The following is a 14093-nucleotide window of genomic DNA, read 5'->3' on the forward strand; positions in this document are numbered from 1 at the left end:
TATGAAGTCGCAAAGGACCGAATGCGACCCTTTTCGGCGTCAGCGGACTCCTCGTCAAGTATTACAGGGCAAAAGGGGAGCCTGAATATTTTTATACGGTCAAAATCCTCCTTTGAATCCCGCGCTGTGTTGCGGCATAAGGACGATATGAAAAACAAGGCAGATGTAATCATCATTGGTGGCGGCCTCATTGGTCTCACGCAAGCTCTGGCGCTCGCGTCACAAGGCATTACGAGCCATGTCATTGACCGCGCAGACCAGGCCAACATGTTAGAGGCGGGCTTTGACGGCAGGACCTTTGCGATCTCAAGCTCCAGCTACAAATTATTTGAAGCGATGGGCCTTGGCGATGCTTTAGCCGGCAAAGGCTGCCTTATTAAAAAGATATGGGTAAGCGACGGGCTAAAACCGGGATCACTCGATTTTGCGCCAGCCGAAAATGATGGGTTTTTAGGCCAAATGTTTGAAAGCCGTTATTTGCGCGCTGTGCTTTACAAGGCGGCGCAACAACATGCCGCAATTCAATTGCACATGCCCGCAAACATCATCAGTAAGTCGCGTGATGCTGGCGCAGCGACCGTAACGCTTGAAGGTGGAACACTGTTGACCGCAGACCTGATGATCGTTGCCGAAGGCCGCAAGAGCGAAACCCGCGAAGAGGCCGGAATCCACATTGCGCATTGGCAATATGCGCATCACGCAATTGTTGGCGCGATTTATCATGAACGGCCGCACAACAATATTGCCTATGAAATTTTTTACCCTACGGGGCCCTTTGCCGTTCTGCCTATGTTGGATGACGAACATGGCCGCCACCGTTCGGCGCTTGTCTGGTCCGTTGAATCGAAAGATGCTGCTGGCTACCTAAAGCTATCGCCACGCGGTTACGCTACTGAACTTGAAAAGGGCATGGGCGGATTGTTAGGCAAGGTCGAATTGTCGGCGCCTTTGTCGTCTTATAAATTGGGTTTCCACCATGCGGCGTCGATTACGGCGGAACGCATGGTGCTGATCGGTGATAGTGCGCACGGCATTCACCCCATTGCGGGGCAAGGGCTGAATTTGGGCCTGCGCGATGTCGCGGCGTTAACTGAGGTGCTCGTGGACGGCATGCGGCTTGGTCTCGACTTTGGCGATGCACAGTTGCTGGATCGTTATGGCCGGTGGCGCAGTATCGACACGTTGTTGATTGCGGTTTCGACAGACGGGCTGAACCGGTTGTTTTCCATACCCGGCAAAACGGCATCGGCGGTCCGGCGTTTCGGGATGGCAATGGTGCAACGCGCGGCCCCGGCCAAGGCCTTTTTCATGGCCGAGGCGCGAGGCGAAAGCGGCGCGTTGCCCAAAATGCTACAAGGTGTTGCGGTCTAAAACTCAAATATACTTACGTTACCGGAACAAGTCGGATTTCAACGCGGCGGTTGGCCGAACGCCCCGCTGCATCAAGGTTGCTCGCCTTTGGCTGGCTCTCGCCATAACCACGGGTTGCCAAGCGCGCGGATTGCACACCGCGTGAAGACAAATAATCGGCAACTGCAGATGCACGGCGTTCGGACAGCGCCTGATTATAGGCGTCCGACCCGGTGGAATCGGTGTGGCCCATGACATCGACATAGGTTTTTTCATATTGTTTCAGTGTCAAAGACACCTGATCAAGCGTATTCCGGAAGCCCGGATCGATGTTCGAGCTATCGACACCAAAGGTAATTTCTGATGGCATATCAAGGACAAGATTGTCGCCGTCACGAATGACATTGACGCCTGTGCCAGCGGTCTGCTGACGCAGCTTTTTTTCTTGTTCGTCCATATAATAGCCGACGCCGGCACCCGCCACTGCGCCAATTCCAGCGCCCACGATCTTTTCCGTGCGGTCACGGCGTCCACCGATCAGGTCACCAAGCAGATAGCCGCCCAATGCCCCACCAACTCCGCCAATAGCGGCTTTAGAAATGGTGCGTTTCCCGGTTTCAGGATCCGTCACACAGGCAGACAATGGAAGCAAAGCCGTCAGCAGTATAAGCGAAATCGTCTGATTCTTTTTCATTATATTCCCTTTCAACTAGGGCACCGTTTAAACAGCACCCATGATGAACCTGCGATGATTATTTCTGTCGGGTGCATCATCTCATCATAACGCATTTTTGCGCATTTTGTTGCCAAACACCCATTTTGGGCATTATGGCACAAACGTCCATATGGAACCTCTTGACCCTTTCCCGTGGTTTGATGCCGCAACGATATTGGCGCTCATCGCCTTAAACGGTGTGTTCGCCATGTCGGAACTCGCCATTGTGTCCGCACGCACAGCCAAGTTAAAAGCCATGGCCGAAGACGGCAAGCGCGGCGCGTCGGCGGCGCTGAGGTTGGGGCGCGACCCCGGAAAATTCCTGTCCACAGTGCAAATCGGTATCACGCTGATCGGCATTATAAATGGCGCATATTCAGGGGCTACCTTGGGCACGCCAATTGCCGAACGCATTGCCTTGTTGGGCATTGACCCTGAATGGTCCGAAACCCTGGGCTTTGGCATTGTTATCAGCATCACAACTTATGCATCCTTGGTTGTGGGCGAGCTGGTGCCAAAGCAATTTGCGCTTATCGCGCCGGAGCGAATCGCCGTTATCATGGCTGGCCCGATGGAGGTGCTTGCGCGAATCACTGCGCCAATAGTGTGGACTCTCGACAAATCGAGCGCGACCATCTTTCGCGCGCTTGGGCTGCGCCGCGATACCCGCGACGCGCTGAGTGCCGAAGAATTGCGCATGGTCTTTGCTGAAGCCACGCATGCAGGCATCATTGAGGAGCATGAGCATAAGGTTATTGCGGGTGTTGTCCGTCTTGCCGACCGGCCGGTGCGTGAAGTGATGACGCCGCGCACCGACGTGGACCGTATTTCCGCTGATGCTTCCGAAGAAGCAGTGCGCGATTCGCTTTTGAATTCGCTTCATACGCGGCTGCCGGTGACGGGCGAAGACGGCGATGACATTATTGGTGTCGTCCAATCACGCGATATCGTCGCAGCGCAAATTCGCGGCGAAGTGCTCGACATCCGCAGTTTGATGCGCCGAGCCGAGATCATTCCGGATCAGTTGGATGCCATGGACGCGCTTGAAATTTTGCGTTCATCCGATGTGCCAATGCTTTTGGTGCATGATGAATATGGTCATTTCGAAGGTATCGTGACGCCAAATGACCTTTTGGCGGCGATTGCGGGCGAATTCGCGTCGGACCAAGCACAGGGCAGTGCACCCAATATCATAACGCTAGATGATGGATCGATGCTGGTATCTGGCTCAATGTCCGCTGACGCAATGGCCGAGGCATTGTCCATCGACCTGCCAGAAGATCGGGATTACGCGACGGCGGCCGGGCACGTTTTGCACATATTGCGGCATTTGCCTTCGGAAGGGGAGGCATTCACCGATCAAGGCTGGCGCTTTGAAGTGGTGGATATGGATGGCCGCAAAATTGACAAGCTGCGCGTGCGACTTGCAGAAAAGGCAACCCGAGAAGACGCAGTTGAGGGCTTGTGATTGCTTAATCGCTTGGTTAGGGCAATTGCTGACACGGATTACTAAGTTGTTAGCGTCCACAGGATATTGATATGGCCGATTTCTTTCTTCCCAAGAACAGCAAAGTCCAGAAGGGCGCTGTGCATGCCGCAAAAACCGGCGGCAAGACCAAAAAATTCAAGGTGTATCGCTATGATCCCGATAGCGGGGAGAACCCACGTTACGACACGTTTGAGGTGGATACCGACAATTGCGGCCCAATGGTGCTCGACGCGCTGATCAAGATGAAGGGTGAGCAGGATTCGTCGCTGACCTTCCGTCGGTCGTGCCGCGAAGGTATTTGCGGTTCCTGCTCAATGAACATCGACGGCAAAAACGGCCTTGCCTGCACCACCGCGATTGAAGATTGCAAAAGCGAGGTTACCATCACCCCGCTGCCGCATATGGAAGTCATCAAGGACCTTGTTCCTGACTTCACGCATTTCTACGCGCAATATGCGTCGATCAAACCTTGGCTGCAAACGGTAACGCCCGAACCATCGGGCAAGGAGCGCCTGCAATCACCAGAGGACCGCGCGAAGCTTGACGGCCTATATGAGTGCATCTTGTGTGCATGTTGCTCGACTAGCTGCCCTTCTTATTGGTGGAATAGCGACAAGTTTTTAGGGCCAGCCATTTTGCTGCAAGCCTATCGCTGGTTGGCCGACAGCCGCGATGAAATGACGGGTGAGCGCCTCGACGAACTGGAAGATCCTTTTCGCCTCTATCGTTGCCACACGATCATGAACTGCGCCAACGCCTGCCCCAAGGGCCTGAACCCGGCAAAGGCCATTGCAGAAACGAAAAAGATGGTAGCTGAACGCCACCTATAAGCGTTTCAATGCACCTCAAGGCTCTTATCGGTTAGGATTGCCGTTGGATACACCCGCTTTTGACAGCAGCCCTGACCCCGATAATCCGGGCTGGCTGAACTGGCAGATGACTGACGCCAGCCGTTACAACGGCACGGTGCTTGGTAAAATGCTTGTCCGCAGCGCGGGTGATAACAAAGCGCGCTTGCGTATGTATCCCGAGCATCGGCACAGCAATTTGCGCAACGCGGTGCATGGCGGGGTCACTCTGGGCTTTATCGACGTAGCCATGTTCGGCGCGTCCCGAATGTTCGGCCTGATTGAGGCTGGCGCAGCGGTCACTTTAGACCTCTCCGTGCAATTCATTGGCGCGGGCGTCATAAACGAACCGCTTGAAGCAGAAGTTGAGCTCCTCAAGGAAACCGGCCGACTATTGTTCATGCGCGGTATCGTGTCGCAAGGCGATTCACGCATCGCCGCATTTTCTGGCACCATCCGCAAACCGACGCAAAGATGATTTTGGATCACGCAGAGGCGCAAAGGACGCGGAGTGGACAGGCTACTCGGAAACTCTGCGTCCTCTGCGTCTCTGCGTGATCCAAAATGGTGCGGCTCATGGTTAATGTCACCGATCAATATCACGCCTTGGTTGCCGCAGGCGAACTAAAGGCGGATGCCGATCAAGCGCGTGCAATCGTCGCGCTTGCCAGGGTGCAAATCGAGCTGGAAGCGGTTCCACCGCGTGGAAGCACGATTTGGCGGTTCTTGAGACGCAAGCCCGATCCGGCACGGGGACTCTATTTATGGGGCGGTGTTGGACGCGGTAAATCGATGCTGATGGACCTGTTTTTCGAAAATGTGGGTATCAACCGAAAACGCCGCGCGCATTTCCACGAATTCATGCTCGACATTCATGCGCGGCTAAAAGCCGAGCGTGCGAAGAAAAAAGGCGACCCGATCCCCCCTATCGTCGCGGCGCTGGCCGACGAAGCGCGGTTGCTGTGCTTTGATGAGATGGTCGTGAACAATATGGCGGACGCGGCGATCATGTCGCGGCTCTTTTCCGGCTTGATTGCGGCTGGTGTTACCGTTGTAACCACGTCGAACCGCCACCCTGATGATCTGTATAAAGATGGCCTGAACCGGCAATTGTTTCTGCCCTTCATCGCGCTGGTGAAGGAAAGCCTCGATATCATCGCGCTGGATGGCCCAACCGATTACCGACGCGATCGATTGGGGAGCGCTCAAATCTGGCTCGTGCCCAATGGTCCTGCGGCAACGGCGGCCTTGTCCGAAACCTTTTTCCGCATGACCGACTATCCACCCGAAGACCGCGCGCATGTGCCGACCTTGGAAATGGACGTCGGCGGTGGACGTATGTTGCATGTGCCCAAGGCGCTTAAAGGCGTGGCGGTATTTTCGTTCAAGCGCCTTTGTGCGCAAGCACGCGGGGCGGCAGATTATCTTGCTATCGCCCGGCGATTTCACACGGTCATCATGGTCGGCATACCCGTTTTGGGACCCCATAATCGAAATGAAGCCGCGCGCTTTGTGACGTTGATCGATGCGTTGTACGAATATCGCGTGAAGTTTCTGGCGAGCGCTGATGCGGAGCCCGACCATTTATACCCGCAAGGCGACGGGCGGTTTGAATTTGACCGCACCGTATCCCGCCTGATGGAAATGCAGTCGGAGGATTATCTGGCGGAAGGGCATGGCCCGCGTTAGCATAGCGCAAAAGGGAGAGAGATGATGGGACCGAAGGCTGTATTATTTGCTGGCTTATTGGCGCTAACCACACCGGCAAACGCGCAAGCGCCAAGTGCGCAGCAGACCGCCGAACGTGATTTGTTCGCTAAGATTGTTGAAATTCCCACTGTGGAAGGACGGCCCGCAGAATTCAAAAAGCTGACAGCCCTGTTATCCTCAGAATTCCGCAAGGCGGGCATCAGTAATGTCATCGTCAAAGATCATGACAATACCCAGACATTGATTGCGCGCTGGCCCGCAGCCAAACCGTCGGGCAAAAAGCCTATATTGCTGATGGCGCATATGGATGTCGTTGCGGCCAAGGCAAGCGATTGGAAATATCCGCCGTTCCAGTTCCGCGAAGAAGGCGGCTATTATCTTGGTCGTGGTTCGAATGATAATAAAGCTGCGCTGACGGGCATTGTCCTTGCCCTGCAATATTTGCACGCGGAAAAATTTGCGCCAACGCGCGACATCATAATCCTTTTTACCGGGGACGAAGAAACGGTCGGCAATGGAGCCCGGCGGGCGGCGGGCGAATGGCGTGACCTGATTGACGCCGAATATGCGTTGAATGGTGATGCAGGCGGCGGGTCAGTATTTCCCGATGGCCGCGTTGAAGGTTTCGGCATTCAGATTGCGGAGAAAACCTATGCCGATTTCCGACTGACCGCCATAAACCGTGGTGGGCACAGCAGCGCGCCGCGTCCTGATAACGCGATCTATGCGCTTGCCAATGCCTTGACGGCGGTTGAACGGCACCGTTTTCCGGCGATGATCAACGACGCCACCCGTGCCAGTTACGAGATGCTGGCTAAGGGCGACAGCGGCCAATATGGTGAACTGGTCCGCCGATTTCTGGCCGACCCCCAAGACCGCGAAACGGCGGATCACTTGGAGGCAATGGACCCCGGCAGCACACGCACCCGCTGCGTCGCGACCATGCTGTCGGGCGGGCATGCGTCAAATGCCTTGCCGCAAAAGGCCGAAGCCAATGTGAACTGCCGCATTTTTCCCAGTGTGAAGATCGAAGACGTCCGGCAGCAATTGCAGGCGCTATCGGGACCTGACGTCACTGTTACTGCAGTCGAAGGATCACAAACCCCCGAAACCGCCCCGTCGCCCATGCGCGACGACATAACGCAGGCCTATCGGGCGGCGGTTGCCACACGCTTCCCCGATGCGCCCGTTCTGCCGTTCCAGTCCGCTGGCGCAACCGATGGCGCATTTTTGCGCGCCGCCGGTATCCCCGTTTATGGCTTTGGCGGCCTATGGGGCATAGTCGGTCAGCGGGAAGGCGCACATGGGTTGGATGAACGCGTCTGGGCGGAGGGTTTTCACGGTCAAGTGCCCATCTGGATGGAGATGTTGCGGCGGGTAGCTGGCACCTGACGGCGGCACTTTTATTCACTAACGCTATTGCGAACTGTTATCACAAAAACCCTTTGCTTTGACCCTTTATTGGGTTGTTATCCACAACGATTCGGCGTAACGCGGCGATAATTCCGCTATAAAGCCCTAAGGGAAGGACAGTTTTTTCATGGCTCGCAAGAAAATTGCACTCATTGGCGCCGGTAATATCGGCGGCACCCTCGCCCATCTCGCAGCATTAAAGGGCCTTGGCGACATCGTCCTTTTCGACGTTGTTGAAGGCGTTCCCCAAGGCAAGGCGCTGGATCTGTCGCAATGCGGCCCGGTTGAAGGTTTTGACGCCACAATCACTGGCACCAATGACTATGCCGATATCGCAGGCGCTGACGTCATCATCGTAACCGCTGGCGTCGCGCGCAAGCCTGGCATGAGCCGCGACGATCTGCTCGGCATCAACCTGAAGGTGATGAAGGCCGTGGGCGAAGGCATTGCGGCCAACGCGCCGAACGCTTTTGTGATCTGCATCACCAACCCGCTCGACGCGATGGTATGGGCCTTGCGCGAATTTTCGGGCCTGCCGCACCATATGGTCGTCGGAATGGCCGGCGTTCTCGATTCGTCACGCTTCAGCCATTTCCTGGCCGATGAATTCAACGTGTCGGTGAAGGACGTAACGAGCTTCGTGCTCGGTGGTCATGGCGACACGATGGTGCCTGTCATTCAATATTCAACCGTCTCCGGCATTCCGGTGCCTGACCTGATCGCTATGGGCATGTCGACGCAAGAACGCATTGACGCCATCGTCCAACGCACCCGCAGCGGCGGCGGTGAAATCGTTGCCTTGCTGAAAACCGGATCGGCTTATTACGCACCCGCCACCAGCGGCATCGCAATGGCCGAAGCCTATCTCTACGACCAAAAACGCGTCCTTCCTGCGGCAGTCCATTTGACTGGCCAATATGGCGTCGACAATCTCTATGTCGGTGTTCCGGTCATGATCGGCGCAGGTGGCGTTGAGAAGATTGTCGAGATTGCTCTGGATGACGAAGCCAAATCCAACCTTGCCGTAAGCGTGGATGCCGTGAAAGAATTGCTGGTGGCGTGTAAAGCCATCGACCCGTCGCTGAACTAAGCGCAACCCAAGATTTCAGGAGACGTTTGTGAGCATCCTCGTCAATAAACACACCAAGATCATCACGCAGGGCATGACCGGCGCGACGGGTACATTCCATACCGAACAGGCGCTGGCTTATGGATCGCAGATGGTTGGTGGCGTGACCCCCGGCAAGGGCGGAACGACGCATATAGGACTGCCGATGTTCGATACGGTGCTTGAGGCGAAGCAAGCGACCGGAGCGGATGCGTCGGTTGTGTATGTACCGCCGCCCTTTGCTGCCGACTCGATCCTTGAAGCCATCGACGCGGAAATCCCGCTGATCGTCTGCATCACTGAAGGCATTCCGGTGCTCGACATGGTGAAGGTAAAGCGCGCGCTTTCGGGTTCAAAATCGCGCCTGATCGGTCCAAACTGCCCCGGCGTTTTGACACCTGGCGAGTGCAAAATCGGCATCATGCCCGGCAGCATTTTCTCGGCAGGGTCGGTGGGCGTTGTGTCGCGTTCGGGCACATTAACCTATGAAGCCGTGTTCCAGACCACAGCCGAAGGGCTTGGCCAGACCACTGCGGTCGGCATTGGCGGCGACCCTGTCAATGGCACCAACTTCATTGATTGCCTTGAATTGTTCTTGGCTGATGATGCCACCAAGTCGATCATCATGATCGGTGAAATCGGCGGCAGCGCAGAAGAAGAAGCAGCGCAATTCTTGATCGACGAAGCCAAGAAGGGCCGTAAAAAGCCAATGGCGGGCTTTATCGCCGGACGCACTGCGCCTCCAGGCCGCCGTATGGGCCATGCAGGCGCAATCGTTTCGGGTGGCAAGGGCGACGCCGAAAGCAAGATTGCAGCAATGGAGGCCGCGGGCATCCGCGTGTCGCCATCGCCATCCTTGCTCGGCAAGACATTGGTCGAAGTGTTGAAGGGTTAAGAATTAATGCGCCTAACGAAACTCTCCTGTGTTCCCCGGCGCAGGCCGGGGTCCAGCCGAGTAGAGAAGGCGATGTTGTTTGGTTTTTGTAGTTTTGGCTCTGGGCCCCAGCCTTCGCTGGGGCACGCAGGGGTTTAACAAAAGATGGATCAGCCGGGTTATGTTTACATCATGGCCAACAAGCGGAACGGCACGATCTATCTCGGTGCCACGAGCCAGTTACAACAAAGGTGCTTTCAGCATCGCAACGGCTTGATTGATGGCTTTACCAAGCAATATGGGTGCAAAATACTTGTTTGGTATCAGCGGTTTGAAAATTTGCACGATGCACGGCGGCGCGAAGTGCAGATGAAAAGTTGGAAGCGGCTCTGGAAGCTGCATGAAATTGAAAAGATGAAACCCGATTGGGCTGATCTGTACGAGTCATTAGTTTAAGGCTGGACCCCGGCATTCGCCGGGGCACACGAGGTGTTTTATGGGCGTAGAAAACCAGGATTTCGAAATAGAGCGCGGGCCGAGCTGGGAACGTGCCAACTGGCCATTGTCGGCGACCGACGATTTGACCGCGTCGCTTGACCCCACGCAGATGGCGGTCGAAGTAAAGGCGGCGGCAAAGGCGGCGGGCAAGCCGATGGCGGAGGCCGATGCAGTGGCTGCTGCGAGCGATTCCATCCGCGCAATGATGTTGGTGCGCACGTACCGCGTCCGTGGTCATCTGGCCGCCAATCTTGACCCGCTTGGCCTGTCGAAGCAGGAAATACCTGCTGATCTGACGCCCGAATATCATGGCTTTTCCGGCGCCGACCTCGACAAGCGTGTCTATGTTGGCGGCACACTTGGCCTTGAATGGACCACGGTCCGCGAGCTCGTCGATACGCTGCGCGCCAATTATTGTGGACCGGTCGGCCTTGAATATATGCATATTTCCGATGTCGAAGAGCGCCGGTTTCTGCAAGAACGGATGGAAGGCAAGGATGCCGCTATCCAGTTCACGCCAGAGGGCAAGAAGGCCATTCTCGGCAAGGTCATCGAAGCCGAGCAATATGAGAAATTCCTTGGCCGCAAATATGTCGGCACGAAGCGTTTCGGTCTTGATGGCGGCGAATCGATGATACCGGCGCTGGAAGCTGTTATCAAATATGGCGGTCAGCTTGGCGTGCGTGAAATCGTCTATGGTATGCCACATCGTGGCCGCTTGAACGTGCTCGCCAATGTGCTGGCCAAGCCATATCGCATCATCTTCCACGAATTTTCGGGCGGCAGCGCCAACCCCGATGATGTCGGTGGCTCGGGCGATGTAAAATACCATCTTGGCACCAGCACCGACCGCGAATTTGACGGTATCAAGGTGCATATGAGCCTTGTGCCGAACCCGTCGCACCTTGAGGCCGTAAACCCCGTCGTCTTGGGCAAAGTGCGCGCCAACCAGACGGCGCGCGACGACTTGGGCAAGCATGAGCAAGTGTTGCCCGTACTGCTGCACGGCGATGCCGCCTTTGCTGGGCAGGGCATTGTGTGGGAATGCCTGGGCTTCTCCGGCATTCGTGGTTATAATACCGGTGGTTGCTTGCACTTCATCGTCAACAACCAGGTCGGCTTTACCACTAGCCCGCAATATGCGCGGTCGTCGCCTTACCCTTCCGACGTTGCAAAGGGTGTTCAGGCGCCGATTTTCCACGTCAATGGCGATGATCCCGAAGCGGTGACGTTCGCGTGCAAGATTGCCATCGAATTCCGCCAAACATTCCACCGCGACATCGTGATCGACATGTGGTGCTATCGCCGCTTTGGCCATAATGAAGGCGATGAGCCCAGTTTCACGCAGCCATTGATGTACAAAGTCATCAAGAACCACCCGGCCGTAAGTGCTCTTTACGCGCAGCGCCTTCAAGCCGAAGGCGTAATCGACGCCAATTGGTCAAATGAACATGCGATGCGCTTTGTCCAGGCGCTTGAGCAGGAATTTGCCAGTGCAGTAGACTATAAGGCGAATGCTGCCGATTGGTTTGGTGGCCGTTGGTCAGGCCTATCCAAGCCCGCTGATCCCGAAACGGCTCGGCGTAACGTGCCAACGGGCATGACGCGCAAATTGTTCGACAGCCTTGGCCGCACGCTTACGACCGTGCCCGAAGGCCACAACATCCACCCGACGTTGAACCGTGTGCTGGATGCCAAGAAAACGATGTTCACCTCTGGCGAAAATTTCGATTGGGCAACGGGCGAAGCGCTTGCGTTCGGGTCGCTGCTTTCCGAAGGTTACGGCGTGCGTTTGTCGGGCCAGGATTCAGGCCGCGGCACATTCAGCCAGCGGCACGGTGTTTGGGTCGATCAGACAACCGAAGAAAAATATGTGCCGCTTTCGACCTTACCACATGGGCGGTTTGAAATTCTCGACAGCCCCTTGTCCGAATTTGGCGTGTTGGGCTTCGAATATGGCTATGCCGGTGCGGAGCCCAAAACTTTGGTCCTTTGGGAAGCGCAGTTTGGCGATTTCGTGAATGGCGCACAGACGATGATCGACCAGTTTATTGCGTCGGGTGAAGCCAAATGGCTCCGCGCCAATGGTCTGGTGATGCTGTTGCCGCATGGGTATGAAGGCCAAGGCCCAGAGCATAGCTCCGCACGGTTGGAGCGTTTCCTGCAATTATGTGCAGAGGACAATATCCAGGTCGCCAATTGCACCACGCCAGCCAATTATTTCCACTTGCTGCGCCGTCAAATGGTGCGGCCATTCCGCAAGCCGCTTATCGTCATGACGCCAAAGTCGCTTTTGCGGCATAAGCTCGCGGTTTCCAAGGCAGAGGATTTCCAGGGCGAAAGCCACTTCATGCGGATATTGTCCGATACGCATGCCCCTGCCGACACGGACGTGAAGCGACTGATATTATGCTCAGGAAAGGTCGCCTATGACCTGATGGAAGCCCGCGACGCATCAGGTGACAAGAATACCAGCATCGTGCGGATTGAACAGCTGTATCCGTTTCCGACAGAGCCGTTGATCGTGCGCCTGAAGCGTATGACCAATTTGGAAGAACTGGTTTGGGCACAGGAAGAACCGCGCAACGCCGGAAGCTGGTCGTTCGTCGATCCTTATCTGGAAGAATGCCTTGCCGAAGCCGATGTTGGCCCCACCCGCGCACGTTACGCCGGACGCAGGGCCGCGGCCGCGACAGCGACCGGTCTTGCAAAGCGCCACCAGGCCGAACAAGCCGCATTGGTTGCTGAAGCGTTAGGTCATAATGTCCGCGAAGAAATCCGCCGCCAGCGTTCAGGCGGCACCAAACCAATCACCCCTCCATCCGCGTGAGGATTAGATTATGAGCACACAAGTTAAAGTCCCCGTATTGGGCGAGTCCATCACTGAAGCGACGCTTGGTCAATGGTTGAAGAAACCGGGCGAAGCGGTAGCTATCGATGAACCGATTGCCAGCCTTGAAACTGACAAGGTTGCGGTCGAAGTGCCGTCGCCCGTTGCAGGCATCATGGGTGCCTATGCCGTCGAAGAAGGCGCGACCGTTAATGTAGGCGCAGTGATCGGATCAATCGATGCCGGAACCGCCGTTGCGGCCGCGCCTGTTGCCGCCCCTGCCCCCAGTGCGGCTGCAGCAGCAGTCGCGCCAGCGGTGACAACCACTGCTGCGCCTGCAGCCGAAGCAGAAAATAGCGACCTACCGCTTTCGCCCGCTGTGCGCCGCCTTGTGTTGGAACTTGGCATTGATCCAAGCAAGATCAAAGGCACGGGCAAAGACGGTCGCCTGACAAAGGAAGATGTTGTGGCCGCCGCCAAGGGCGCGCCTGCCCCCTCTGCCGACGCAACCGTTACAGCTGCGCCAACAACACAAGCAACAGGCGCCCGTCAGGAAGAGCGCGTGAAGATGACGCGTCTACGCCAGACAATCGCCAAGCGCCTGAAGTCCGCGCAAGACACAGCCGCCCTGCTGACGACGTTCAACGATGTCGATATGTCAGCGGTGATGGAAGCGCGTGCGACCTACAAAGATCTGTTTGAAAAGAAGCATGGAGTCCGCTTGGGCTTCATGGGCTTCTTCACCAAAGCCGTAGCCTTGGCCGCACGCGATGTCCCGTCGGTCAATGCGAAGATTGAAGGCGATGAAATCGTCTATCACAATTACCTCGATGTATCGGTCGCAGTCAGCGCACCCAACGGGCTTGTGGTACCTGTCGTGCGCAATGCCGACGCCATGAGCTTCGCGCAAATTGAAAAGGCCATCGGCGACTTTGGCGCAAAGGCGAAGGCCGGCACCTTGACGATGGACGATATGTCCGGCGGCACCTTCACCATTTCAAATGGCGGTGTATTCGGCAGCCTGATGTCGACGCCGATCATCAACCCCCCGCAATCGGCAGTGCTTGGCCTACACCGTATTGAAGACCGCGCCGTTGTGCGCGACGGACAGGTCGTGGTGCGCCCCATGATGTATGTGGCGTTAAGCTATGACCACCGCCTCATCGATGGCCGCGAAGCTGTTACCTTCCTAAAGATCGTCAAAGAGGCGATCGAAGACCCGACCCGGTTGTTGATCGACCTTTAAGGAGCCTGAGCC

12 protein-coding genes are annotated in these 14093 nt (G+C 56.2%); 11 read left to right on the forward strand and 1 reads right to left on the reverse strand.

All coding sequences use genetic code 11. The annotated features are described in order from the left end of the window. Positions 1 to 147 precede the first annotated feature (147 nt). A complete protein-coding gene (locus HEQ34_RS02500; protein WP_296196918.1) occupies positions 148 to 1371 on the forward strand; it encodes an FAD-dependent monooxygenase in 1224 nt (407 codons plus the stop codon). 13 nt (positions 1372 to 1384) lie between these two features. Here HEQ34_RS02500 and HEQ34_RS02505 read toward each other — a convergent pair whose 3' ends face one another. Then, complete coding sequence (locus HEQ34_RS02505; RefSeq protein WP_296196921.1) at positions 1385 to 2044, reverse strand: OmpA family protein; 660 nt, start codon at positions 2042 to 2044, stop codon at positions 1385 to 1387. 151 nt (positions 2045 to 2195) lie between these two features. Between HEQ34_RS02505 and HEQ34_RS02510 the strand changes: the two genes are divergently transcribed. From HEQ34_RS02510 to odhB, 10 genes are all read left to right on the forward strand, one after another. Beyond that, positions 2196 to 3533, forward strand: coding sequence for a hemolysin family protein (locus HEQ34_RS02510; RefSeq protein ID WP_296196925.1), 1338 nt, complete (start codon positions 2196 to 2198; stop codon positions 3531 to 3533). Positions 3534 to 3604: 71 nt separating this feature from the next. After that, the gene (locus HEQ34_RS02515; RefSeq protein WP_296196927.1) at positions 3605 to 4384 is read left to right on the forward strand and encodes a succinate dehydrogenase iron-sulfur subunit; all 780 of its coding nucleotides are present in this window, start codon (positions 3605 to 3607) and stop codon (positions 4382 to 4384) included. A 43-nt stretch (positions 4385 to 4427) separates the two neighbouring features. Then, on the forward strand, positions 4428 to 4880 hold the full coding sequence (locus tag HEQ34_RS02520) for a PaaI family thioesterase (protein WP_296196930.1): 453 nt from the start codon (positions 4428 to 4430) through the stop codon (positions 4878 to 4880). Between the two features lie 98 nt (positions 4881 to 4978). Then, complete coding sequence (gene zapE / locus HEQ34_RS02525; protein WP_296196932.1) at positions 4979 to 6091, forward strand: cell division protein ZapE; 1113 nt, start codon at positions 4979 to 4981, stop codon at positions 6089 to 6091. Between the two features lie 21 nt (positions 6092 to 6112). Then, complete coding sequence (locus tag HEQ34_RS02530) at positions 6113 to 7504, forward strand: M20/M25/M40 family metallo-hydrolase (RefSeq protein ID WP_296196934.1); 1392 nt, start codon at positions 6113 to 6115, stop codon at positions 7502 to 7504. Between the two features lie 148 nt (positions 7505 to 7652). After that, on the forward strand, positions 7653 to 8615 hold the full coding sequence (gene mdh / locus HEQ34_RS02535) for a malate dehydrogenase (RefSeq protein ID WP_296196936.1): 963 nt from the start codon (positions 7653 to 7655) through the stop codon (positions 8613 to 8615). Between the two features lie 28 nt (positions 8616 to 8643). Further along, positions 8644 to 9528, forward strand: a complete 885-nt coding sequence (gene sucD, locus HEQ34_RS02540) for a succinate--CoA ligase subunit alpha (RefSeq protein WP_296196938.1) — start codon at positions 8644 to 8646, stop codon at positions 9526 to 9528. A 144-nt stretch (positions 9529 to 9672) separates the two neighbouring features. After that, complete coding sequence (locus HEQ34_RS02545; protein ID WP_296196941.1) at positions 9673 to 9963, forward strand: GIY-YIG nuclease family protein; 291 nt, start codon at positions 9673 to 9675, stop codon at positions 9961 to 9963. Between the two features lie 40 nt (positions 9964 to 10003). Further along, on the forward strand, positions 10004 to 12835 hold the full coding sequence (locus HEQ34_RS02550; RefSeq protein ID WP_296196943.1) for a 2-oxoglutarate dehydrogenase E1 component: 2832 nt from the start codon (positions 10004 to 10006) through the stop codon (positions 12833 to 12835). A gap of 10 nt (positions 12836 to 12845) precedes the next feature. After that, positions 12846 to 14081, forward strand: coding sequence for a 2-oxoglutarate dehydrogenase complex dihydrolipoyllysine-residue succinyltransferase (odhB, locus tag HEQ34_RS02555; RefSeq protein WP_296196946.1), 1236 nt, complete (start codon positions 12846 to 12848; stop codon positions 14079 to 14081). Positions 14082 to 14093: the final 12 nt, after the last annotated feature.

Source organism: Sphingorhabdus sp., from assembly GCF_023910635.1.
In the GTDB taxonomy this organism is placed as follows: Bacteria; Pseudomonadota; Alphaproteobacteria; order Sphingomonadales; family Sphingomonadaceae; genus Sphingorhabdus_B.

Bases quoted from the DNA above. Each gene is read 5' to 3' on its own strand.
- HEQ34_RS02500 (WP_296196918.1), top strand. From the start codon at position 148: ATGAAAAACAAGGCAGATGTAATCATCATTGGTGGCGGCCTCATTGGT.
- mdh (WP_296196936.1), top strand. From the start codon at position 7,653: ATGGCTCGCAAGAAAATTGCACTCATTGGCGCCGGTAATATCGGCGGC.
- odhB (WP_296196946.1), top strand. From the start codon at position 12,846: ATGAGCACACAAGTTAAAGTCCCCGTATTGGGCGAGTCCATCACTGAA.
- HEQ34_RS02515 (WP_296196927.1), top strand. From the start codon at position 3,605: ATGGCCGATTTCTTTCTTCCCAAGAACAGCAAAGTCCAGAAGGGCGCT.
- HEQ34_RS02545 (WP_296196941.1), top strand. From the start codon at position 9,673: ATGGATCAGCCGGGTTATGTTTACATCATGGCCAACAAGCGGAACGGC.
- HEQ34_RS02530 (WP_296196934.1), top strand. From the start codon at position 6,113: ATGATGGGACCGAAGGCTGTATTATTTGCTGGCTTATTGGCGCTAACC.
- HEQ34_RS02505 (WP_296196921.1), bottom strand. From the start codon at position 2,044: ATGAAAAAGAATCAGACGATTTCGCTTATACTGCTGACGGCTTTGCTT.
- zapE (WP_296196932.1), top strand. From the start codon at position 4,979: ATGGTTAATGTCACCGATCAATATCACGCCTTGGTTGCCGCAGGCGAA.
- HEQ34_RS02550 (WP_296196943.1), top strand. From the start codon at position 10,004: ATGGGCGTAGAAAACCAGGATTTCGAAATAGAGCGCGGGCCGAGCTGG.
- HEQ34_RS02510 (WP_296196925.1), top strand. From the start codon at position 2,196: ATGGAACCTCTTGACCCTTTCCCGTGGTTTGATGCCGCAACGATATTG.